19 protein-coding genes are annotated in these 23,106 nt (G+C 47.2%); 16 read left to right on the top strand and 3 right to left on the bottom strand.

Features of this window, described 5'->3' with window-relative positions:
* Window positions 1-2: 2 nt before the first annotated feature.
* From A0126_RS02280 to ligA, 6 genes are all read left to right on the top strand, one after another.
* The gene (locus A0126_RS02280) at window positions 3-317 is read left to right on the top strand and encodes a YerC/YecD family TrpR-related protein (protein WP_029332595.1); all 315 of its coding nucleotides are present in this window, start codon (window positions 3-5) and stop codon (window positions 315-317) included.
* A 39-nt stretch (window positions 318-356) separates the two neighbouring features.
* The gene (locus A0126_RS02285; RefSeq protein ID WP_088836282.1) at window positions 357-1,736 is read left to right on the top strand and encodes a TrkH family potassium uptake protein; all 1,380 of its coding nucleotides are present in this window, start codon (window positions 357-359) and stop codon (window positions 1,734-1,736) included.
* 12 nt (window positions 1,737-1,748) lie between these two features.
* Window positions 1,749-1,973 (top strand): hypothetical protein, encoded by a 225-nt coding sequence (locus tag A0126_RS02290; RefSeq protein ID WP_088836283.1) that lies wholly within the window; start codon window positions 1,749-1,751, stop codon window positions 1,971-1,973.
* Window positions 1,974-2,050: 77 nt separating this feature from the next.
* Entirely contained in the window at window positions 2,051-2,734 is a 684-nt protein-coding gene (locus A0126_RS02295) for a heptaprenylglyceryl phosphate synthase (RefSeq protein WP_088836284.1), read from the top strand.
* Between the two features lie 43 nt (window positions 2,735-2,777).
* Window positions 2,778-5,003, top strand: a complete 2,226-nt coding sequence (gene pcrA / locus A0126_RS02300; protein ID WP_088836285.1) for a DNA helicase PcrA — start codon at window positions 2,778-2,780, stop codon at window positions 5,001-5,003.
* Between the two features lie 14 nt (window positions 5,004-5,017).
* On the top strand, window positions 5,018-7,012 hold the full coding sequence (gene ligA, locus A0126_RS02305) for an NAD-dependent DNA ligase LigA (protein WP_088836286.1): 1,995 nt from the start codon (window positions 5,018-5,020) through the stop codon (window positions 7,010-7,012).
* 116 nt (window positions 7,013-7,128) lie between these two features.
* Here ligA and A0126_RS02310 read toward each other — a convergent pair whose 3' ends face one another.
* On the bottom strand, window positions 7,129-7,707 hold the full coding sequence (locus A0126_RS02310; protein ID WP_088836287.1) for a class D sortase: 579 nt from the start codon (window positions 7,705-7,707) through the stop codon (window positions 7,129-7,131).
* A gap of 149 nt (window positions 7,708-7,856) precedes the next feature.
* On the opposite strand from A0126_RS02310, the gene A0126_RS02315 reads away from it, so the two are divergent.
* The 3 genes from A0126_RS02315 (at window position 7,857) to A0126_RS02325 (ending at window position 11,223) form a co-directional block, all read left to right on the top strand.
* Window positions 7,857-9,020, top strand: coding sequence for a CamS family sex pheromone protein (locus A0126_RS02315; protein WP_239456817.1), 1,164 nt, complete (start codon window positions 7,857-7,859; stop codon window positions 9,018-9,020).
* A gap of 166 nt (window positions 9,021-9,186) precedes the next feature.
* On the top strand, window positions 9,187-10,041 hold the full coding sequence (locus A0126_RS02320; protein ID WP_088836288.1) for a MurR/RpiR family transcriptional regulator: 855 nt from the start codon (window positions 9,187-9,189) through the stop codon (window positions 10,039-10,041).
* Window positions 10,042-10,098: 57 nt separating this feature from the next.
* Entirely contained in the window at window positions 10,099-11,223 is a 1,125-nt protein-coding gene (locus tag A0126_RS02325; RefSeq protein ID WP_088838420.1) for a M20 family metallopeptidase, read from the top strand.
* Window positions 11,224-11,264: 41 nt separating this feature from the next.
* Here A0126_RS02325 and A0126_RS02330 read toward each other — a convergent pair whose 3' ends face one another.
* Window positions 11,265-11,456 carry a YwbE family protein gene (locus A0126_RS02330; RefSeq protein ID WP_029332605.1) on the bottom strand — a complete coding sequence of 64 codons (192 nt, stop codon included), beginning with the start codon at window positions 11,454-11,456 and terminating at the stop codon, window positions 11,265-11,267.
* 197 nt (window positions 11,457-11,653) lie between these two features.
* On the opposite strand from A0126_RS02330, the gene A0126_RS02335 reads away from it, so the two are divergent.
* The 3 genes from A0126_RS02335 to glsA all read left to right on the top strand — a co-directional run bounded on the left by A0126_RS02335 (window position 11,654) and on the right by glsA (window position 16,224).
* Window positions 11,654-12,517 (top strand): DnaJ C-terminal domain-containing protein, encoded by an 864-nt coding sequence (locus A0126_RS02335; RefSeq protein WP_088836289.1) that lies wholly within the window; start codon window positions 11,654-11,656, stop codon window positions 12,515-12,517.
* A 6-nt stretch (window positions 12,518-12,523) separates the two neighbouring features.
* On the top strand, window positions 12,524-15,097 hold the full coding sequence (gene clpB / locus A0126_RS02340) for an ATP-dependent chaperone ClpB (RefSeq protein WP_088836290.1): 2,574 nt from the start codon (window positions 12,524-12,526) through the stop codon (window positions 15,095-15,097).
* 194 nt (window positions 15,098-15,291) lie between these two features.
* Window positions 15,292-16,224, top strand: a complete 933-nt coding sequence (glsA, locus tag A0126_RS02345; RefSeq protein WP_088836291.1) for a glutaminase A — start codon at window positions 15,292-15,294, stop codon at window positions 16,222-16,224.
* On the opposite strand, the gene A0126_RS02350 is transcribed toward glsA, so the two are convergent.
* Window positions 16,221-17,003, bottom strand: a complete 783-nt coding sequence (locus tag A0126_RS02350) for a CHAD domain-containing protein (protein ID WP_088836292.1) — start codon at window positions 17,001-17,003, stop codon at window positions 16,221-16,223. The genes glsA and A0126_RS02350 overlap by 4 nt on opposite strands.
* Before the next feature lie 97 nt (window positions 17,004-17,100).
* On the opposite strand from A0126_RS02350, the gene A0126_RS02355 reads away from it, so the two are divergent.
* The 4 genes from A0126_RS02355 to nagB all read left to right on the top strand — a co-directional run bounded on the left by A0126_RS02355 (window position 17,101) and on the right by nagB (window position 23,087).
* The gene (locus A0126_RS02355; RefSeq protein ID WP_088836293.1) at window positions 17,101-18,456 is read left to right on the top strand and encodes an MATE family efflux transporter; all 1,356 of its coding nucleotides are present in this window, start codon (window positions 17,101-17,103) and stop codon (window positions 18,454-18,456) included.
* A complete protein-coding gene (gene mprF, locus A0126_RS02360) occupies window positions 18,453-21,011 on the top strand; it encodes a bifunctional lysylphosphatidylglycerol flippase/synthetase MprF (protein WP_088836294.1) in 2,559 nt (852 codons plus the stop codon). Before A0126_RS02355 ends, mprF begins: the two co-directional genes overlap by 4 nt.
* Window positions 21,012-21,176: 165 nt before the next feature.
* Window positions 21,177-22,316, top strand: a complete 1,140-nt coding sequence (nagA, locus tag A0126_RS02365; RefSeq protein ID WP_088836295.1) for an N-acetylglucosamine-6-phosphate deacetylase — start codon at window positions 21,177-21,179, stop codon at window positions 22,314-22,316.
* A gap of 15 nt (window positions 22,317-22,331) precedes the next feature.
* Window positions 22,332-23,087: a glucosamine-6-phosphate deaminase gene (gene nagB / locus A0126_RS02370; protein WP_088836296.1), complete on the top strand. Its 756-nt coding sequence runs from the start codon at window positions 22,332-22,334 to the stop codon at window positions 23,085-23,087.
* The last annotated feature ends 19 nt before the right edge of the window (window positions 23,088-23,106 follow it).

Genomic DNA, 23,106 nt, shown 5'->3' on the forward strand with positions numbered 1-23,106 from the left:
AGATGCAACTCGATAAATTACGAGGGAAAGAACTCGACCAATTATTTACGGCCATCATGAAGATGGATTCATTAGAAGATTGTTATACGTTATTTGAAGATTTAGCGACGGTCAACGAGATTCAAGCGCTTGCGCAACGTCTCGAAGTGGCACGTCAACTACGTGAAGGAAACACGTATCATAAAATCGAGAAGGCGACCGGGGCGTCGACGGCGACGATTTCACGTGTGAAACGTTGTTTGAACTATGGCTCTGGTGGTTACGATTTAGCGTTAGCACGTTTAGGTTTGAAAGAAGAAACAGTAGCGGATAACTAATCGGTTATCCGCTGCTTTGATGAAGGAGGACGAACCTGGATGGATTTAGCGTTTCAACAAAAGATTCAGCATTTCATTCGAAAACTGACGCCGATCCAGTCGCTCGTCATCATCTATTTCGTTGCTGTCATCATCGCAATCATTTTATTAGGACTACCGTGGTCGACCCGTGGAGACTATGACTGGGATTTTACAGACTTGGTGTTCATGGCGGTTAGCTGTGTCAGTGTGACCGGATTGACGACCGTTTCCGTCTCCGATACGTTTACGACGTTCGGATATTTTATGATCATGATTTTGGTGCAGGTAAGTGGAATTGGCTTGATGTCGCTCCATATCGCGATGTGGGTCATCTTGGGGAAGCGAATCGGTTTTCGAGAACGGCAACTCGTCGTTCGTGATCAAAACCAGACGACGATGCAAGGGGTCGTCAAATATATCCGTGAAGTCATCTTAATCATTCTTTCCATTGAATTGATCGGTGCACTTATTTTAGGCCTTTATTATACGAAATACTTTCCGACGATCGGTGAAGCAATGTTGCAAGGTGTCTTCGGTTCAGTCAGTGCGACGACGAACGCGGGGTTCGATATCACAGGAGAGTCGCTTCTTCCGTTTCGAGGAGACTTATTTGTCGTCTTTATGCAAATCGTCTTATTGACACTCGGTGCGATTGGTTTCCCTGTACTTGTTGAAGTGCGACGATACTTTGCCTACCGGGCAACACGTCAATCGACACGACAACCGTATCACTTTTCGTTATTTACGAAACTGACAGCCTCGACGTTCTTCATCCTCGTCCTTTTCGGGACAGGCAGTCTGTTGCTGTTTGAATGGAACCAGTCCTTTAAAGGATTACCGATTGATGAAAAAATTGTCGATGCGCTGTTCCAGTCGGTTACGACACGAAATGGTGGATTGACGACGGTTGATATTACGACATTTTCACAAGCTTCCGTCTTCGTCTTATCCATTTTAATGTTCATCGGTGCTTCTCCATCATCCGTCGGCGGGGGGATCAGGACAACAACGTTTGCTGTTGCATTACTTAGTGTTGTCGCCTTCATCCGTGGAGAATATGGAATCAAGATTTTCGGACGTGAAATTGACCAATCGGACATTTGGAAATCGTTCGTCGTCATTGTCGTTTCGACGGGAGTGACGATCATCGGATTGATTGTCTTGCTCATGTTCGAGGATGCACCATTCCTTGTGCTGTTCTTTGAAGCATGTTCCGCTTTTGGAACGACCGGGTTATCGCTCGGAATCACGAGTGAGTTATCGAATGTCGGAAAATGGACATTATCGATTTTAATGTTCATCGGACGAATCGGTGTCATCTCGTTTGTCTTACTCTTAAAAGCGAATCAGCCAAAACGAAAATACAATTATCCGAAGGAATCCGTCATTATCGGTTAAGGAGACGATTGCATGAATCGTGCATTTTGGATTAATTTTGGTTACATCTTTGCTGTTCCGGCGTTGCCATTTCTGGCAATCGTCAATGGACGGGCACTCTGCTCGCCTGAATCATCGTTACTCGACGTCCCGGTGCTCGGTTTTTTTCTCGCTGAGCCATGGGCATTTGCCGTCCTTTACGGATTTTTAGCGCTCGGACTCGCAGCACTCTTAACGAAACGACGCGCGACTACTTGACCTATCTCGCCCTGCGCGAGATGGGTTTTTGTTTTATACTAATTAGAGATGAACAAGATAGGAAGGATGGGACGAACGTGTTACTACCGTATGATGAATGGCGGCATGTCTTTAAATTAGATCCAGCAAAAGAAATCGAGGAGACGACCCTCGCAGCAATCGCAACCTCTGGAACAGATGCAATCATCGTCGGGGGGACGGACGACATTACGCTGGATACGACGCTCGACTTACTGATGCGTCTGCGAAGATATCCGGTCGCGGTCGCACTTGAAATTTCTGAGCTCGAAGCGGCGACGATGGGGTTTGATACGTATTTGATTCCGAGCGTCTTAAATAGTGGTACGCTAGAATATCTGGTCGAAAAACAGGTCGAAGCCTTACAGGAAGTCGGGCATATGCTGGCCCATGCCGACCTGGTCGGAGAAGGCTACATCGTCTTGAATCCGGAGGCGAAGGTCGCGCACGTCACAAAAGCAAAAGTATTACAGGACGAAGAAGTCGTCGCCTACGCTCAACTCGCGGACAGTGTGTTCCGTCTGCCGATCGTCTATCTTGAGTACAGCGGCGTCTATGGCAATCCGGAAGTCGTCGCAGCCGTCAAGGACGTCGTCCGGCAGGCGCGGCTGTTTTATGGGGGCGGAATCGATTCCGTCGAGCGGGCTCGGGAAATGTTCCGGTATGCTGATACAATTGTCGTCGGAAATATCATTTATGAGGATTTAAAAGCAGCACTTGCGACAGTAGAAGCAACACGATAAAATATAAGAACAAAAGTTCGGAAAAAAGAAATGAGGCTATTACATGTTTAATTTAAGTGAACAGCTCGTGAGCGGATTGAATCCGGAGCAGGCGAAAGCGGTCAAACATACGGACGGTCCCTTGCTGATCATGGCAGGAGCCGGTTCAGGGAAAACACGTGTTTTGACGCATCGTGTCGCCTATTTGATGGCGGAAAAACAAGTCGCACCATGGAACATCTTAGCGATTACCTTTACGAATAAAGCCGCACGGGAAATGCGTGACCGAATCGGTCGTTTAGTCGGCGGGGTCGCAAACGACATCTGGGTCTCGACCTTCCACTCGATGTGTGTCCGGATGTTACGTCGTGATATCGATAAGCTTGGTTACGACCGGAACTTTACAATCCTTGATTCAAGCGATCAGCAGTCGGCACTTAAATTGGTCTTGAAAGAACAGAACCTTGATCCGAAGAAATGGGATCCACGGTCGATGCTTTCTATTATTTCAAGTCAAAAAAATGAATTACGGAGTGCTGAGTTCTATGCGTCAATCGTGACGAATCCATATGAAAAAACAGTCGCTGAAATTTATAAAGGATACGAATCCGTCTTACGCCGCAATAATGCGCTCGATTTCGATGACTTGATTGGGAAGACAACAGAGTTATTCAAACAAGCACCGGACGTACTCGCCTTTTATCAAAAAAAATTCCGTTACATCCATGTCGATGAGTATCAAGATACGAACAAAGCCCAATACGATCTCGTTAACTTATTAGCAGCCGCACATCAAAACCTCTGTGTCGTCGGTGACTCCGATCAGTCGATTTATCGCTGGCGTGGTGCGGATATCGCGAACATCTTGTCGTTTGAAGAGGATTATCCGACAGCCCGCGTCATCTTGCTCGAACAAAACTATCGTTCGTCCAAACGAATTCTTGATGCGGCAAACCATGTCATCAAAAACAACAGTACACGAAAAGATAAAAAGCTGTGGACGGAAAATCTCGAAGGGGAAAAATTGATTATCCATACGGCGGAAAACGAGCGGGAAGAGGCCTTTTACATCGTTCAAGAAATTCGCAATTCGCTACGTTACGGGATGAAGCTTAACGACATCGCAATTTTGTACCGGACGAACGCTCAATCGCGTGCAATCGAGGAAACGTTACTGAAGTCAAACGTACCGTACAAAATGATTGGCGGAACAAAGTTCTACGATCGAAAAGAAATCAAAGACGTTCTTGCCTATCTCCGCCTGATTTCGAACCCGAACGAGGATTTATCCTTTGCCCGAATCGTCAATGAACCGAAACGAGGAATCGGGGCGACAACGATTGATAAATTACGTGACTTCGCTGATCTTCAGGGTGTGTCCTTGATGGATGCCATCCGTGATATCGAATTGTCGAATATCGCACCAAAGACGGCAGCTAAATTGACGGATTTCCGGACGATGATCATGGGGTTACGTCAGATGCAGGAATTTATCAGCATCTCGGAGCTCGTCGAGGAAGTTCTTGAAAAATCAGGCTATCGTCAAGTCTTAAAGGAAGACAAGACGCTTGAAGCACAAAGTCGTCTTGAGAACATCAACGAGTTCATCACTGTCGCGCAAAACTTCGAGAAGGAGACAGAAGGAGAAGATCCGGAAGACCGGACGATCATTGCCTTCTTGACCGACTTGACACTCGTCGCCGATGTTGATTCGCTTGATGAAACGGATCCAGGTGAGCAAGTCACGTTGATGACGTTGCACTCGGCGAAAGGGCTTGAGTTCCCGGTCGTCTTCCTGATTGGAATGGAAGAAGGTTTGTTCCCGCACAGCCGTTCGTTGCAAGATGAAGACGAGATGGAAGAAGAACGCCGCCTGGCCTACGTCGGCATCACGCGAGCAGAAAAACGACTTTATCTCTCGCATGCGCGGATGCGCTCGTTATACGGACGGACAAATGCGAACCAAGAATCGCGTTTCTTAGCCGAGTTACCGGAAGAAGTTATCGAACGGACTGGTAAAAAACCCAAACCACTCCCATGGGAAGATCGTCCGGTTCCGCAAGGGAAAGCTGTTATCGGTCGTTCGGTCACGAAACCGACAGCGATGAAAACATCCGGCGCCGAGTCACTTGGCTGGAATGTCGGGGACAAGGCAGAGCATGGTAAGTGGGGGCAAGGAACGGTCGTCCAAACACGTGGGTCTGGCGATAGTCTTGAGATTGATATCGCGTTCCCGGCAGTCGGGATTAAACGGCTGCTTGCAAAATTCGCACCAATTAAAAAGGTATGAGTGGAGGCGTCAAAATGGAAGACCAAGCACGCATCGAAGCATTGCGCCAAAAACTAAATCAGTACAGCTATGAATATTACGTAAAAGATCAGCCGACCGTACCGGATAGCACGTACGATCAATTGCTACGGGAACTGACTGAACTGGAAACGGCCCATCCGGAACTGATTACGGCGGATTCTCCGACCCAACGTGTCGGAGCAGCGCCACTCGAAGCATTCGAAAAGGTGACGCATGACTTACCGATGCTCTCACTTGGCAACGTCTTCGATGAAACGGAGATCCGGGAATGGGTCGAGCGGATTGAACGGTCGCTCGGTCGTGCAACGACATATGTCGCGGAGCTGAAGTTCGACGGACTCGCGATTTCTTTAAAGTATGAGGACGGACTACTCGTTCGTGGGGCGACACGAGGTGACGGAACGGTCGGGGAGAACATTACCCAAAACTTACGGACGATTAAAGCGTTACCGTTACGTCTGCGTGAGCAGGAGACGGTTGAAGTTCGCGGCGAAGCCTACATGCCGAAACAATCGTTTGAGCGCTTAAACGAGGAACGGACGGCACGCGAAGAAGCATTATTCGCCAATCCACGAAATGCCGCAGCCGGTAGCTTACGGCAACTCGACTCGTCGATAACGGCGTCACGCAATTTATCGTTATTCGTCTACGGTGTCGGCGTCAATACACTGACGGCGCGCTCTCATAGTGAAGCGATGGAACAACTGGCACAGCTCGGTTTACCGACGAACAAAGAAATGAAAACATGTCAGACGGTAGAAGATATTTTAGCGTTCATCACGTACTGGACGGCAGAGCGTGCGACATTGCCGTATGAAATCGATGGCATCGTGCTCAAGGTCGACCGCTATGACGATCAGGAAGAACTCGGATTTACGGCGAAGAGTCCACGGTTTGCGACCGCCTATAAATTTGCTGCTGAAGAAGTGATGACGACCGTCGAAGAAGTTGACTTTAGTGTCGGACGGACCGGGAAAGTGACACCACGCGCAAGGTTCGCACCCGTCGTCGTTGCCGGTTCGACCGTCAGTTATGCGACGTTACACAACGCGGACTTCATCATGGAAAAAGATATCCGCCTGCACGATCAAGTCATCATTAAAAAAGCGGGGGACGTTATTCCGGCTGTCGTCAGTGTCGTCGTTTCAGAACGAACGGGGGCGGAACAACCGATTGAATTCCCGAAACAATGTCCTGCCTGTCAGTCGGAGCTCGTCCGCCTCGAAGGTGAAGTCGACGTGCGCTGCGTCAGTCCGGAATGTCCCGCCCAGTTGACGGAAGGCATCATCCACTTCGTCTCGCGCCAAGCGATGAACATCGATGGGCTTGGTGAAAAAGTTGTCCGTCAACTGTATGAACATCAAGCAATTCGGACGCTTGCTGATTTGTATCGTCTCGATCGTGACGAACTCTTGACCTATGAACGGATGGGAGAAACGTCAGTCGATAAGTTACTGGCGGCAATCGAGGCGTCGAAACAAAATTCACTCGAACGCCTCGTCTTTGGTCTAGGGATTCGTCTCGTCGGTCAAAAAGCAGCGTATCTGCTCGCAGAACGTTTTGATACGTTAACCGGAATCGCGCAAGCAAGTTACGATGAAATTGTGGCGATCGACGGAGTCGGCAGTAAAATTGCTGACTCGATTACGCAGTACTTCGAGCATCCGGAAGCACAGGCACTAATTCAGGATTTAGCAGCGCTTGGACTGAACCAACAGTTTCTTGGTCAACGGATCGATCAATCGAATGCACCGTTCTCCGGGAAAACGATTGTTTTGACCGGGACACTGGAATCGTTAAAACGTTCGGAAGCTGGAAAGCGTCTTGAGATACTCGGTGCGGACGTGACCGGGAGTGTTAGTAAGAAAACCGATATCTTAGTCGCAGGTGAAAAGGCGGGGTCGAAGTTGACGAAGGCTGAATCACTCGGAATTGAGATTTGGGATGAGGCACGATTGCTGGAAGAATTGGCACGACACGAGGCGTGATTTAAAATAAGCGATTCAGAGTAGGGTCTACGCCTTAAAAAAATCCGAGCGATTCTTCTTTTGAAAAGAATCACTCGGATTTTTGTTTGTGTTTGAAAGCAGATGAAGTGCTAGACTCAATCAAGTGTTTCTGTTTTAATCAACACACCTTGTTTGATTAAACGGTTTGTCGCGGTTTCCGGTGGATCACAAGTGATGAGTGTAATCATCGGTTGTTTGACGTTTTGATCGAGAACGGAGAGATCCGTCGGCTTGACGAGTTTTGAACTTTCCATGCGGTACGTATAACGATGGTCTTTTGTGGTGACGATGACATCGGCTTTTGTTTTCAGTTGCGGTAACTTGTTGAAATGAAGTCCTTTCGTAAAACTTCGGTGTCCTGCTAAAGCATAGTTTCCTTTTCCCGGGGCACCGGTTTCTTCGATGTGCCCGATACTGCGATCAAGAACATCGGTCGAAGCTCCTTCTAAGATGACTTGTTCGAAATCAAGTGAAGGGATTGTTAAGAGTCCGTCACCTTTTGTCGCCAGTGGTTTTGTCGTTTCTTTTGCATCAACCGTTTGTAAGCTTTTTTTCCATTGTTGCTTTAAATCAGTCGTTGTTGCTTGTTTTTGATAGGTACTCCAAATGGGCCAAAGCATGAATAAAATGCCTGCTGATAAGAGAAGGAACCCGATGACTTGTCGTTGTTTCATATAAGATTGTCCTTTCGCGCGATTAAAAGTCACGCAGTGCTTTTTGAAAAGTAGGGGAAAACTAGTGCTTCCCCGATTGAAAACGATTCTGTTATGATAAAGAGAACGATTTTAAAACATGGGGTGCAATGATGATGAGATATAGAAAAATGATAGCATTGACATTGACGAGCACACTATTTTTAGGTGCTTGTTCGATGGATCTATCACAAGATAGCGATACGAAAGAAGTCATTACTGAGAGCGAACAAGGTAAAGAAGTCCAAGCAGTTGTCAGTCCGGCAATCGATACGACCGATTCGTACTATCGAACGGTACTTCCGTTTCGGCCAAGCGTCGCCCGCGGGATGACACAAAAGCGGGTCAGCTCACGGCTTGAACTGGATGAGATTGAGACCGGGCTGATGCGCCATTCAACACAGTTTTTTGACCCGGAAAAATATTATTACCAAGAAGGTCAACTGCTGGAAGCGGACCAAATCGCAACGTGGTTGCTTCGAACAGGAAAAGCAGATACGAGTGGGAGTGATCCAGAAGGATTAAACCCGGCGTACACGACTGGAAAATCATATAAAGAGAAAAATCAGAAGTCTCCTTTGATTTTATCGCACATCTTAGAACAAGACTACATGCTCGAAGAAGATAAAAAACTCGAACTGGGTGGGACATCGATTGCGTTAGTCTTAAATAGTGAGTACGTTTTCCAAGATGAAAACTATGGGCCGACATATACTGTGAAATTAGATGAGAAAAAAGTCATCGAGCAAGGCAAGAAAATGGCAAACGAACTCGTCCAAAAGATGCGGAAGACGGACGGGATGAAGACGACACCGATCCACGTCGCCCTCTATTTACAAGAGAAAGAGGGTTCACCGGTTTCAGGTCACTACCTTTCATCGGCCTTCATCGGTCGCGGGAACCAAATTAGTGCGAATGACTGGAAAAATTATGATGAGAAGTATTACTACTATCCTTCTTCAGCAGCAACGAATGACGTTCGTGATGACGCGGCGAAATTCGACTTGTTCAAGGACCGGCTCGAAGACTACTTCCCGAACTACACGGGGATGATGGGTGAAGGATTCTATCAAGAGGGTGAATTGAAGAAGCTTGAAATTAAAATCCCGGTTCAATTTTACGGAAAAGCAGAACTTGTCGCCTTCATCCAATACGTGACGTATCTGCTTGAAAACCAGTGGGAGTATAACCGGAATGTTCCGACGACGATTACCGTCACGAACTTAAACGGAGATACGGAAGCGATGTTATTCCTCGAACCCGATACGAAAAAACCAATCGTTAAAATTCGTTGATAAAGTTTTTCCTGTAAGCTGAAGGATCCATGCACATGGGTCCTTTTTATTATGATTAAATTTTGGAATACAATAATTATTTGAAATTAAGTTTCATAAAATGTACACTAAATGTATAACATGAAAACGGATTCTAAAAGAACGTCAAGTCAAAGGAGCGGATTGAATGAAGGGTGGTATCTTTTCACAAATTGAAGCAGTACGCGAGGAGTTGCCGTCCTCGTCACGAAAAGTAGCTGATTTTGTTTTATCCCACGCAAACGAAATCGCCGGGATGACGATTCATCATTTGGCAGAAGAATCGAATACGAGTGCTGCAGCCGTCGTCCGATTTTGTCGTGCGCTTGGATTAAAGGGATATCCGGAACTGCGGATGCGGATTTCTGCTGATACGGCACGAACGGATTTGACAGGATATCACGATATCGAAGAAAACGAACGTCCAGCAGATTTAATCGAAAAAACGCTTAGTAACAGTATGCAAGCCCTACAAGATACAGCCAAACAATTGAACGATGTCCGAATCGCAGAAGCGACAAAAGCGCTCGATCAAGCACGTGCTATCTATTTTTATGGAATCGGTGCTTCGAACGTCGTCGCACTTGATGCAGCTCAAAAGTGGACGCGCGTCGGGAAGTTAGCGATTCAAGAATCGGATCAGCATCTTTTAGCGACACTCCTTGCAAATGCGAGTCCGGATGATGTCTTCTTCGCGATTTCTTACAGCGGGGAAACAGAAGAAGTCGTCGAACTGATGCGACTGGCAAAAATTCGCGGTTTAAAAATGATTAGTCTAACCCGATTTGGTGATAACCGAATCAGTCAGCTGGCAGATATCGCATTGTGGACATCGCGTGCACCGGAAGCACCGCTTCGAAGTGCGGCACTCAGTTCGCGCTTGGCACAATTGTTTGCGATTGATGTGCTCTTCTTGTCTTATGCAGCAATTCACTATACGGATACGATTGAACGACTTCAGTACACACGTGAAAGTGTAAAGATGTTGCACGGAAAAAAATAAGGGGGCTACTTAGTGGATCAGTCGATAGCGAGCCGGATCGAACAGCTATTTCCGGAAATGGTTGAACGCCGACGATATTTACATCAACATCCTGAACTTTCTTTTCATGAGGTTGAGACACCGAATTATATCGCAAGTCGTCTCGAAGAACTTGGAATCGAAGTCCGACGAAATGTCGGAGGACGTGGTGTCGTCGGAACGATTCGAGGAGGAAAACCGGGGAAAACGGTCGCATTACGGGCAGATTTTGATGCGTTACCGATTCAAGATGAAAAAACGGTTGATTATCGTTCGACTGTTCCAGGAGTCATGCACGCGTGTGGTCATGATGGTCATACCGCGACATTACTCGCCGTTGCGGAAGTTCTCGCCAGTCAAAAAGAACAGCTGACGGGAAATGTCGTCTTGATTCACCAGCATGCAGAAGAAGTGGTACCGGGGGGAGCGCGTGAGATGATTGCTGACGGCTGTCTTGACGGAGTCGATGTCATCTTCGGAACGCACCTTTGGTCGACGACCCAGCTGGGGACGATCGGAACACGGGTCGGTCCCGTCATGGCAGCGGCGGATAAATTCGAGTTAACGTTGTTCGGCCGAGGCGGACACGGGGCAAAACCGCACGAAACGATTGATGCCGTACTACTCGGGGCGACCATCGTCAAAGAACTTCAAAGTATCGTCAGCCGTCGTCTCGATCCATTGCAGCAAGCCGTCTTGACGATCGGGACGCTTCATGCCGGGAATACGTTCAACGTCATTGCTGACCGGGCACAATTGACGGGGACCGTCCGGACGTTTGATGAGACGGTTGCTCAAAAAATCGTCTCGGAGATGGAGCGGACGATTAAAGGGATTTGTGATGCAGCGGGTGCGACGTATACGTTTCACTATGAAACAGGGTATCCGGCTGTCATCAATGACTTGGTTGAGACACGTTTTTTAGAAGCTGTCGCCCGCGACGTGATCGGGGATACAAGTGTATTTGAAATTGATCCGACAATGGGCGGGGAAGACTTTGCCTATTATTTAAAGGAAGTTCCGGGGACGTTCTTCTTTACCGGTGCAGGTGATGCATCACATTATCCGCATCATCATCCACGCTTTGACTTTGAAGAGCCGGCGATGGTCGATGCAGCGAAGATATTAGTCGAAGCGACATTACGTTATTTAGCGACACGGTAATCGAAAAAGGCGTTCCACGACGGGAACGCCTTTTTATCTACTTAAAGAATTTCCTGAACACGACCGACTTGACCATCTTCAAGGCGTACTTTAATGCCGTGCGGGTGGTTCGGTGATTTCGTCAATAAGTCTTTGACGATTCCTTCCGTCCGTTTCCCCGTACGCTGATCTTGCTTTAAGACGATGCTGACACGTAGTCCAGGCTTGACGTCTGCACGTTTTTTTCCATCCATTTGTTTATCGCTCCTTCTTGTGAATAACTATGGGTATCAGTATAGCATGAGTCGGTTCATGAAACTTGTTTGAAGAAAAACCGTAAAGTGAAAAGATGAAGAGAAGCCGTGACAAAAAAGTTTGACTATATTTGACCAATTGACGATTCGATTTTATAATTAAGATACAGAGTTAATAAGTGAAGGAGTGAAGTGAGATGGCAAAAGATTATTACCGGACGCTTGGTGTCGAAAAGTCGGCAACGAATCAAGACATCAAACGAGCGTATCGGAAACTTGCGAAACAGTTTCACCCGGACGTCAATAAAGAGGCGAGTGCAGATCGCCGTTTTAAAGATATTCAGGAGGCTTTTGATGTCCTCGGGGATGAAGAAAAACGGACGCAGTATGATCGTTATGGAAGTGACTTTGAACGCATGGCTGGCGCGGGTCCGGGGCAATCAGCAGACTACGAGGACATCTTCCGTCAATACAATGGACGACAGTCTCGACCGACCGGTGGCGGTCAATCCTTTGGTTTTGAAGACATGTTTGGTTCGTTTTTTAACCAAGAAGAAGAATCGACGGATGAAGAACTTGAACTGACGGTACCACTCAGTCACCTCAGTACAAATGAAAAAGTAACGATTCGTTTAGCTTCAGGGACGATTCAGATGAGTCTTCCGAAAGACGTCTACGAAGGGAAGAAAGTTCGTTTACGCGGAAAAAGTTCATTGCGTAACCGAAGTGGAGTGGCGGGTGACGTCTACGTGACGATTCATCTCAAAGATGACGACCGATTCCGTCGACACGAACAGGATGTCATTTCAACGGTTCGTGTGTATCCGACGACGTTTGTCTTGGGTGGCGAAGTGATTGCCGATACGCTTGAAGGAAAACGTGTCAAGTTAAAGGTCAAGCCGGGGACGAAACCAGGTGCAAGACTACGCATTCCAAATCGTGGCTTAAGTAATCAAGACGGGCATCGGGGTGCTTTACTTGTTCAATTAGAAGTGAAGTTGCCTGAGATGGATGCAACGTTTTATGAAGAATGGGAAAATCAATTATCAGTAAAGGAGTAATGCGACATGGACTTTGAGAAATTAACGGATCGTGCTCATGAGGCAATCGTATCAGCGCAAGCGATTGCGAAACAACGTCGGCATAGTGAAATCACAGAGTGGCATTTATTACTCGCTTTAATCGCACAGGAAGAAGGAATCGCTCGGATCGTCTTTGAAAAACTCGATCAGCGGATGGATCAGATGGAACAAGCCATCAATCAAGCGATTGAAAAATTACCGGCGCTCGCGCAAGTCTCGACACCACGGATCAGTAGTTCTTTATTGAACGTGTTGACGGAAGCGGAAACAGAAGCCCGTTTGATGCAAGATGAGTATGTTTCGGTCGAACACCTCTTACTCGCACTCTCGAAACAAACGAGTCCTGCAACACAATATTTACGGGGGCAAGGTGTGACGGAAGAAACATTACGCGAAGCCATCATAGCGATGCGTGGTAATCGGAAAGTGACGACAAAAAATCCTGAAGCGACATTTGATGTCTTAAAAAAATATGGACGGGATCTTGTCGCTGATTTTCGGTCAGGGAAAACAGACCCCGTCATCGGTCGGGACGATGAAATCCGTCGCGTCATCCGGATACTCAGCCGAAAAACAAAAAACAATCCCGTTCTGATCGGTGAGCCCGGTGTCGGGAAGACGGCAATCGTGGAAGGACTCGCCCAACGTATCGTGCGTGGTGATGTACCGGAGAGCTTAAAAAACAAACAGTTGTTTAGCCTGGATATGAGTACGCTCGTTGCAGGTGCAAAATACAGGGGTGAATTTGAGGAACGTTTGCAAGCCGTCTTGAACGAGGTCAAGGAAGCAGAAGGGCAAATCCTTCTCTTCATCGATGAGCTGCATACGATTGTCGGAGCCGGAAAAACAGAAGGGGCGATGGACGCCGGTAACATGCTCAAACCGATGCTCGCCCGTGGTGAGTTGCACTGTATCGGAGCGACGACACTCGATGAATATCGGAAATATATTGAAAAAGATCCGGCACTCGAGCGCCGGTTCCAACAAGTCCTCGTCGCAGAACCGGACGTCGAAGATACGATTTCGATTTTGCGCGGATTAAAAGAACGGTTTGAAATTCACCATGGTGTCAGAATCCATGATAATGCCCTAGTCGCAGCGGCCATTCTCTCCGATCGCTATATTACGGATCGGTTCATGCCGGACAAAGCGATCGACTTAGTCGATGAAGCGTGCGCGATGATTCGGACGGATATGGAATCGATGCCAGCGGAACTTGATTCACTCGTTCGCCGGGTCATGCAACTTGAAATCGAAGAGGCAGCTCTTAAAAAAGAAACGGACGAGGCCTCGCGTAAACGCCTTGAGACGCTGCAACAAGAATTAAGTTCAGCGCGTGAAGATGAGAGTGCGCTTCGGACACGGTGGGAACATGAAAAAGAAAGTTCGCAAGGTGTCCAGCAGCTGCGGGCAGATCTCGAAAAAGCAAAACTTGCCTTACAAGAAGCAGAAGGCCGGTATGATTTAAATACGGCTTCTGAAATCAAATACGGACAGATTCCGGAACTCGAAAATCGGTTACATGTAGCAGAAGAATCAGCAGAACACGTCTCTCATGAGTTAGTCCGCGAAGCCGTAACAGACGAAGAAATTTCAGATATCGTTTCGAAATGGACGGGGATTCCGGTTACACGTCTTGCGCAAGGTGAACGGGAGAAGTTGCTCCATCTCGAAGATACGCTGCATACACGGGTCTTCGGTCAGGACGAAGCCGTCCGCCTTGTATCAGACGCCGTCATCCGGGCTCGGGCCGGAATCAAGGACCCGAACCGGCCGATCGGTTCGTTCCTCTTCCTCGGTCCGACCGGTGTCGGGAAAACCGAGCTTGCGAAAGCACTTGCGGCAGCGATGTTCGACAGTGAAGATCACATCATTCGGATTGACATGTCGGAATATATGGAGAAACACAATGTGTCCCGTCTCGTCGGTGCGCCTCCGGGTTATGTCGGATACGAAGAAGGCGGACAACTGACAGAAGCGGTCCGTCGCAGTCCGTACTCGGTTCTCTTATTTGATGAAATCGAGAAAGCACATGGCGATGTGTTCAATATCCTGCTTCAACTGCTTGATGATGGCCGCTTGACGGACGCACAAGGACGTGTCGTTGACTTTAAAAACACGATTGTCATCATGACCTCGAATATTGGAGCGAACATTTTGTTAGAAGCAGCCAAAGATGGTTACATTGATCCAGCCGAAGAAGAAGCTGTCCGTCAAGAACTGAAAAATCATTTCCGGCCCGAATTCTTGAACCGGATTGATGACACGATTTTATTCCATCCATTGCACCGCGCAGAAATCGAGCGGATCATCGATAAAGCGGTCGCGAAGATGGCAGATCGTTTATCAGGTCGGGAAATTACGATTGATGTGACAGAAGCCGCCAAAACGTTAATCTTCGATGAAGCCTTCGAACCTCAGTACGGTGCCCGTCCAATCAATCGTTATATCCAGCGGACGATCGAGACAAAACTGGCCCGTGCACTGATCAGCGGGGAAATCCAGGATGGGTCGCACGTCGCGATCGACGCAGACGGTTCAGAACTCGTCATTCGTTGATGGAACGTCTGCTTGTTAAAAAATCTGAACGTCGTCGACATTCAAAGTATGAATCTCGATGATGTTCAGATTTTTTTGTTGTTTTTACAGTAACTTTTCCCGAGCTTTTTGCTTTCACAGACAAAACTACGTCTTGCCATATCTCGTTCTGACAAAGCATGATAAGCTATAAAAAAACAGGAAGAGGGAAGTACATGAACGTTACACAACAACAACTAGAAGAATTAATTGATGAATGCCGTCCTTATGCAGTACTCGGACAAGTTGCGAGTTATATTCCGGAGCTTGCGAAGTCAGAACCGACGCAACTTGGAATCGCAGTTTGCAATGCCGACGGGACATTTGTGTCTGCTGGTGAGGCGGACACTTTATTTACGTTACAAAGTGTCTCTAAAATTATCACACTTGCTTTTGTTCTCGAAACATTTGGTGAGGATTATGTCTTTTCAAAAGTTGGAATGGAGCCGACGGGGGATGCCTTCAACTCGATCGCGAAGCTTGAGGAGACGATTCCAACAAAACCGCTCAACCCGATGATCAATGCAGGAGCGCTTGCCGTGACGAGTATGTTACCTGGGGAAGATGCGGCAGATAAACTGCTCAAACTGCGTGAATTCATCGCGAGTCTGCTCGACATCGAAGTCGAGATGGTCAAGTACGACGCGGAAGTCGCAAAATCCGAATTCGAAACGACGGATTTGAACCGGGCATTGCTGTACTTCATGCGCTATCACGGAGTCATTGAAGGAAACGTCGAAGAAATCATCGATGTCTACACAAAACAATGCGCAATCTTGACGAACTGTAAAGGACTCGCGATGATGGGTAAAATTTTAAGCCAGTCAGGAAAAACACCATCCGGCCATCAAGTCATCTCTCGTCGTAATGCGCGAATCATTCGTGCGATCATGACGACGTGCGGCATGTATGATGCTTCTGGTGAGTTTTCTGTTCAAGTCGGACTTCCCGGGAAAAGTGGTGTCTCGGGTGCCATCGTGGCCTGTGGACGTAGTGATTTCGATATGGCAGATCTCGGAATCGGTATTTTTGGACCAGCCCTCGATTTAAAAGGAAACTCAATTGCGGGCACAAAAATGCTCGAGCTGCTCGTCCAGCGTCACCCTTAAGCGAGTGAAAAGTCGTCCAGTGCCGTCACTAAGGCTTGTTCGAGTCGTGCAACTTCTTTTGCGCGTTTCAATTGGTATTCATCCGGTGGTGTAAACGCGCGCCACCGTTCGAGCCGGTTGTAGGTATCATTGATTTGGCCAAGCTGGGTCTGAACGCGTTTTAGACGATCGACGGTCGACTTCGGAAGAGTGGTATAAGGACGCAAGTATTCTAATGTATAGCGGTAGTACTTTGTCGCAAGACGTAATTCGTGCATCTTTTGGATTCTTTTTTGTCCTTCTGTATGGTGCACTTTTTCGTATTTTTGTGCTTTTTTATCAAATTGTTTTTTTGCCGCGTGAATCAAATCGTTTTCATCCATCCGTTTTAATCGTTTTGTCAGCGGTCCTGCTAAGAAACGACGGACGGATTTATCGAGTTCACTTGAGATGAGCAGATGCATCGTTTCAAGTAGCGTTGCTCGTTTTCCTTGGAGTTGGAGCGCGAGGTGTTCGGCGAATAGTTGCTCGACGGGTGACGTGACAGATTGTTGTTCGAGTTGGACGTCTAAATCACGGACCTCGCCAAATGCGCGCATCAGTCGTCTCCAAATCAGATAAACAGGTTCATCCGTCTCACCGACAAGTGTAGCGAACGTAATCAACTTCCGAAGACGGATTCTTGCTTGGTGGACATCTTCCGGATTTTTAAATTGTTGGGCTTCTTTTGCATAGTGGTTGAATGTCGCCCACGTTTCAAGTAGTTCGAACGTTAAGTTTTCAGTATCGCGATGATTCATATGAATCCCTCCTCACAATTTTTACGTAGAACAAGCTAATAGACAGAAATAATGATTAAAATAGAGCCGTTTCTTAGCTCTGGAATGTGGTGAAGTCATGTTAGAAACGTTTACGTTGTCTGGAAAGATTCAACAATTCATGAAAATTTTCTTTCCAATCTTAGTGACGCAAGTCGCTTTTTATTTGATTAGCTTTTTTGACACGGTCATGGCTGGACGATACGGCTCAGCTGATTTAGCTGGTGTCGGTGTCGGAGCAAGTCTTTGGGCGCCTGTCTATACAGGTCTGACGGGTATTTTATTAGCCGTCGCGCCGCTCGTCTCGCAAGCAATGGGTGCAAGGAAGGAGCGTGAAGTCAAACGAATCGTCGTTCAGGCACTTTACGTTTCAGTACTCATCATCGTTGTCACATTAGTACTCGGTTTACTGTTCGTCAATCCGATTTTGAATCAGATGGAATTATCGGGTGAAGCAAGACGTGTCGCACGTGTCTATCTCATCATGCTCGGATTTGGTATCATTCCGATGTTTATCTTTTTTGTCCTTCGCACATTAGTCGATTCTCTCGGGAAGTCAAACATCACGATGGTATTATTATTATTCTCTTTACCCATTAATGTTGCTTTCAATTATCTCTTTATCTTCGGAAAGTTTGGTTTTCCGGAGTTGGGGGGTGTCGGGGCAGGGGTCGCGACGGCAATCACATATTGGTTATTGTGTATCGCCATTACCGGGATTGTTCTAAAAGGGGAACTGTTCCAGCGCCTCGGTATTTTACGGCGATTCTACAAACCGGATTTTACTCGGATTAAGGAACTGGTCTTTTTAGGGGCGCCGATTGGACTAGCAATTTTTTCCGAGGTCAGTATTTTCTCAGCCGTGACGTTGTTACTCGGTGCGTATGGGGATGTCGTAATCGGTGCGTATCAAGCTGCAATCAACTTTGCATCCTTCGTCTACATGCTCCCCCTGTCAGCTGCGTCAGCTTTGACGATCACTGTCGGGTACGAAGTTGGGGCGAAACGCGTCAAGGATGCCGTCCAGTACATTTGGATTGGGCTGTTATTATGTATTGCTGTCTCGCTCTTCTCCGGCGGACTCTTGTACTTACAAAATGAACGGGTCGCGGCACTCTATAGCAATGATCCGGAAGTAATCAATCTAGCCGCACATTTCATGATTCTCGCGATTTTCTTTCAGTTATCCGATGCGGTCGCAGCACCGACTCAAGGCGCGTTACGTGGTTTTAAAGATGTCAATGCCACATTCATTTTGACGATTTCGGCGTACTGGGTGATTGGCTTACCGCTCGGTTTTTATTTCGAACGGTTTACGACACTTGGACCGGACGGTTACTGGTGGGGACTCATTATTGGTCTTGCGGTCGGAGCAACGTTATTGCTCTTACGATTGGTCTATCTCGTCAAGAAGTCAAAGGAGGTTGTTGGATGAAGCTCAATAAACAACGAATCGTTACGATCGCGAAAATTATTTTACCGATTGCTTTAATTCTCTTTATCTTGTATCAAGGACAAAGTGAATTGAAAAATTTATCTTTAAATGAATCGATTCAAGCCATTCAGCAAATCCCATCATGGAAGTTCATTCTTTTAGTCGGTGCCGGTCTCCTTGCCGTCGCGACGATGTTCTTTTATGACGTCATCCTGTTACGTTCTTTGGAGGTCAAAGCGCCGCTCGGACTCGTCTTCCGGGCTTCGTGGATTGCGAATTCGTTTAACGGAATCATCGGATTTGGTGGTCTTGCCGGTATGGGGGTTCGGACGGCGCTTTATCGGCCTTTCGTTGAAGGAAGTCGTCTCCTGAAGGCAATCGGCTGGATGGCGCCGACGTTGATTAGTGGACTATCGATTTTATCTGCATTGTCTTTATTAAATATTTTCCCGGCGTTCGAAGTGCTCGATTTTAAAAAATGGCTTTGGCCCGTTATCATTGGTGTCGCACTTTTCTTCCCTTTATATCTCCTGTTTACGTTCAGACGCGGGGCGAGTAGCATTCGACCATCGTCGATCGTACTGTATTCACTCGTCTCGCTCGTAGAATGGTTCAGTGCCGGTGTCGTCGTCTATTTAATTTTACAGGCACTCGGAACGGACGTCAGTTTTGCGAAAGTCATCGGTGTATTCATCATCGCGGCGACGGCCGGATTGATTTCGATGGTTCCCGGGGGTTTTGGTTCGTTTGACTTGGTTTTTTTGATTGGTATGCAACGCGCTGGTGTAGCGGAAGGAAGCGTCTTGACGGGACTGTTGATTTACCGTCTGGTCTATTACATAGTGCCCTTTGTGATTGGGCTGGTGTTCTCAGCACGCGAATTTAGTGGACCTGTTGTCAAAATGATTGAAGATAAGCCGATCGTCGGACCATCCGTCGAAGTCGGTGGAGTCATTTGGCGCTTGCAACTGCGCTTTTTAAGTAAGGTCCGTCATTTTGCGTTAGCCTTGATCACGTTGCTCGCAGGTATTGCGATTTGGGGACTTGCGATTTTACCGCCGGTCTCGTCACAATACGATTTTCTAGAAGCCCGTTTACCGCATGAATTATTACTACTTGGGAACAGTTTCTTCTTGATGGGCGGGTTATTATTCGTCTTACTGGCACCCTCGTTATATCGACGGACGAAACGTTCGCTCTATATGGTATACGGGGCATCATTCTTCGCACTGATTGGGATGGCCTTACGAGGATTCAACTTAATCTCGCTTTCTGCGGTTCTCGTTGTGCTCATTTTGCTGACGGTTTCGGCAAAATCTTTCCACCGCGAGCGGACGCTGATTACGACGATGCGCTTAATGCGTGCATCGTTGGCCGGGATACTTTACCTCGGTGGATTTGTTTTCTTCGGGTATACGTTTTATACGTTAGGGTCTGCAGACGGAACGGAAGTGTATCCGTCTCATGAAATTTCGATGTTTGCAGCAAGTGCAACGATTTTTGCACTTGTTTACTTGTTAGTGTTCATTCGCCTGTTCAACACGTTTAACCATCCGGTCCTCGGAGAGGCTTTTGATGAAATGAAAGTCCGTCAGACGTTGACGGAAGAAGGCGGAAACTACTTGAGTCATTTGGCTTTTTTAGGGGATAAACGATTTTTCTTCTCAGAATCGGGTCGGGCATTTCTTCAATTCAGTCAGACAGGAAATCGGATTATTGTGTTGGGTGACCCGAGTGGGAACCCGGATGAACATTCGCAATTGATTGGTACGTTTCTACGACGCGTCGAGGATTTGGGCTACATTCCGAACATCTATCAGATTCAGGCGCAAAACATGTCCCTGTATCATGATTTTGGTTTTAACTTTTTTAAGTTAGGCGAAGAAGCAATTGTTGATATTACGACGTTTACGGTTTCCGGTAAGAAGCGAGCTGGACTACGTTCCATTAAAAATCGTTTTGAACGAGAAGGCATGACGTTTGAAGTTGTAAAACCGCCATTTTCAAATGCCTTACTTACATCGTTACGTGACGTATCAGATGACTGGTTAGGGAACAAAGTAGAAAAAGGGTTTTCACTCGGATACTTTCAGTCAGACTATTTGAATCAAGCACCCGTTGGAATCATGCGTGACGCGGCAGGCGACTTGCTTGGCTTCATGACGTTCATGCCTGCTTATCAAGACGGTGTCTTATCAATCGATTTGATGCGCTTCCGTCCTGATGGACCGAATGGGATTATGGATGCGATGTTCATCCGTTTGTTTGAGTATGCAAAAGAAGCAGGCTATCATACGTTCAATATGGGAATGGCACCACTATCTGCTGTTGGAGAAGACGAAACGTCATTTTGGCAAGAACGTGTCGCGGCTGACGTCTTCAATAACATTCGTTACATGTATAGCTTTACAGGCCTAAGACGCTACAAAGAAAAATATGATCCAAAGTGGGAAGGACGTTACTTGGCGTATCGCAAACGTCAATCGTTGACGATTGCGATTTTAAAAGTGACACGTCTCATTTCTAAAAAGAAAGACCGTGTGTTACTGCCATGACGGTGAGGATTACGCGTTTATCAATCAGGGAAGATTCCAGTGAATGTGTGGAATCTTCTTTTTTTATTAAACAAATGTATAAAGGTCTATACAACTAGAAATAGAGGCGTTATACTAAACAGAGAGAAACGACTCTTGAGGCAAAGCAAGAAAGGAAGCGAAGATATGACTGTCATCATCAATGCGAACATCTATACGGGTCAGACCGTGATAGAGAAGGGATTCATTCGGTTTGAAGAGACGATCAGCGAGCTAGGCGATATGACGAAGTATGTACCAGTGGCGGAAGAAGGGGTACTTGATTTAGAAGGGAAGCAATTGATTCCAGGAATGATCGATGTTCATATTCATGGGGGATATGACGTCGATACGATGGACGCCGATAAAAAAGGCTTAATGCGTCTTAGTCAAGCGATGTTAGCGGAAGGTGTCACGTCCTTTTTTGCGACGACGATCACACAAGACTGGAGTCAAATTACGCGCGCACTCGAGGCGGCGCGGCAAGTGATGGAAACCGAGACAACGACGATTGAAGGCATTCATCTCGAGGGACCGTTTATTAATCCGGATTATGCGGGTGCCCAACCACTCGACTATATCGTTGAGCCGGACGTCGAACAATTTTTAAAGTGGCAGCAGGCAGCAGGTGGTCAGATTAAACTCGTCACCTATGCACCCGAACGACCGGGAGCGCGGGCATTTGAAGAAGCGGTCCGTCTGACGGGGGCAGTTCCGTCAGCCGGCCATACCGACGCAACATACGAGCAGAATGAGCAAGGGAACGTCGTCCACGGGACACACTTGTACAATCAGATGCGGGCACTGCATCATCGCGAGCCGGGAACAGTCGGATACTGTCTACTCAATCCAGCGGTTCGTGCGGAAATCATTCCGGACGGGATTCATAGTGCAAAAGAAATGGTTGATTTTGCGTACCGGATGAAAGGAGCAAGCCGGTTGACCGTCATCACGGACGCGATGCGGGCAAAAGGCTTACCAGAAGGTCAGTATGAGCTCGGTGGCCAAGCGGTCGACGTAAAAGATGGAGCAGCGCGACTAGCGAGCGGAAATTTAGCCGGAAGTGTCCTGACGATGGATCAAGCGCTCCGGAATATTATTGCCTTTACAGGGTGTTCCCTTGAAGAAGCGGTACGGATGACTTCAATCAATCAGGCAGAAGAATTTGGTCTGACGAAAAAAGGGGTGCTCGAGATTGGTAAAGATGCTGATTTCGTTGTGTTAGATGAATCATTATTTGTCGAGCGGACGATTCATCGTGGAGCAGTCCATACATTTAAAAAATGAAGGGAGTCTATTTTTATGAAATGGATGATTGTCGAAAAGGCTGAAGAATTGGCACAAGTCACGTATCAACTTCTCAAAAATGAAATTCAACGGCAAGAGGAGGGGTTGACGATTGGGCTGGCGACAGGGAGTTCGCCTGTCGGCGTCTATGAAGAGTGGTGTCAAGATACATTAGACTGTTCGCACGTGACGACGGTCAATCTTGATGAATATGTCGGACTTAGTCCGACGCATCCGCAAAGTTATCACACGTTCATGAAGGAACATCTGTTTAATGCAGTTGCCTTCAAGAAATCATATCTTCCATTCGGAGATACGGAAGATGCCCATGCAGAAAGTGAACGTTATGAACACCTGGTTCGTAAGCTTGGTGTCGATCTTCAATTGCTTGGAATCGGTTCGAACGGACATATTGCCTTCAACGAACCCGGCACCTCATTTGACGCGACGACTCACGTAACGAAGTTGACAGAATCGACGCGTGAAGCGAATCAGCGGTTCTTCGAAAAGTTAGAAGATGTTCCGTCACATGCAATCACGATGGGGCTCGGTACGATCATGGAAGCGAAAAAAATCTTGCTCGTAGCCTCTAGTGCCAGAAAAGCAGAAGCCGTGCGCGATATGATGGAAGGTCCGGCGACGCCCGATTGTCCGGCGACGATTCTACAACGTCATGCTGACGTGATGATTGTCCTGGACGAGGAAGCTGCCGCCTTATTGTCTGAAGAAGCGAAACGTACTGGACGCGCAGCCTATACGAATTTTATCTAAATCAGGCGAGAATACGTCC

This window comes from Exiguobacterium sp. N4-1P (assembly GCF_002214325.1).

Coding starts and splice junctions, on each gene's coding strand:
- A0126_RS02290 (WP_088836283.1), top strand. CDS start 1,749: ATGAATCGTGCATTTTGGATTAATTTTGGTTACATCTTTGCTGTTCCG.
- A0126_RS02335 (WP_088836289.1), top strand. CDS start 11,654: ATGGCAAAAGATTATTACCGGACGCTTGGTGTCGAAAAGTCGGCAACG.
- ligA (WP_088836286.1), top strand. CDS start 5,018: ATGGAAGACCAAGCACGCATCGAAGCATTGCGCCAAAAACTAAATCAG.
- nagA (WP_088836295.1), top strand. CDS start 21,177: ATGACTGTCATCATCAATGCGAACATCTATACGGGTCAGACCGTGATA.
- A0126_RS02310 (WP_088836287.1), bottom strand. CDS start 7,707: ATGAAACAACGACAAGTCATCGGGTTCCTTCTCTTATCAGCAGGCATT.
- A0126_RS02320 (WP_088836288.1), top strand. CDS start 9,187: ATGAAGGGTGGTATCTTTTCACAAATTGAAGCAGTACGCGAGGAGTTG.
- mprF (WP_088836294.1), top strand. CDS start 18,453: ATGAAGCTCAATAAACAACGAATCGTTACGATCGCGAAAATTATTTTA.
- pcrA (WP_088836285.1), top strand. CDS start 2,778: ATGTTTAATTTAAGTGAACAGCTCGTGAGCGGATTGAATCCGGAGCAG.
- A0126_RS02355 (WP_088836293.1), top strand. CDS start 17,101: ATGTTAGAAACGTTTACGTTGTCTGGAAAGATTCAACAATTCATGAAA.
- glsA (WP_088836291.1), top strand. CDS start 15,292: ATGAACGTTACACAACAACAACTAGAAGAATTAATTGATGAATGCCGT.
- A0126_RS02330 (WP_029332605.1), bottom strand. CDS start 11,456: ATGGATGGAAAAAAACGTGCAGACGTCAAGCCTGGACTACGTGTCAGC.
- A0126_RS02280 (WP_029332595.1), top strand. CDS start 3: ATGCAACTCGATAAATTACGAGGGAAAGAACTCGACCAATTATTTACG.
- A0126_RS02285 (WP_088836282.1), top strand. CDS start 357: ATGGATTTAGCGTTTCAACAAAAGATTCAGCATTTCATTCGAAAACTG.
- A0126_RS02350 (WP_088836292.1), bottom strand. CDS start 17,003: ATGAATCATCGCGATACTGAAAACTTAACGTTCGAACTACTTGAAACG.
- A0126_RS02325 (WP_088838420.1), top strand. CDS start 10,099: ATGGTTGAACGCCGACGATATTTACATCAACATCCTGAACTTTCTTTT.
- clpB (WP_088836290.1), top strand. CDS start 12,524: ATGGACTTTGAGAAATTAACGGATCGTGCTCATGAGGCAATCGTATCA.
- A0126_RS02315 (WP_239456817.1), top strand. CDS start 7,857: ATGATAGCATTGACATTGACGAGCACACTATTTTTAGGTGCTTGTTCG.
- nagB (WP_088836296.1), top strand. CDS start 22,332: ATGAAATGGATGATTGTCGAAAAGGCTGAAGAATTGGCACAAGTCACG.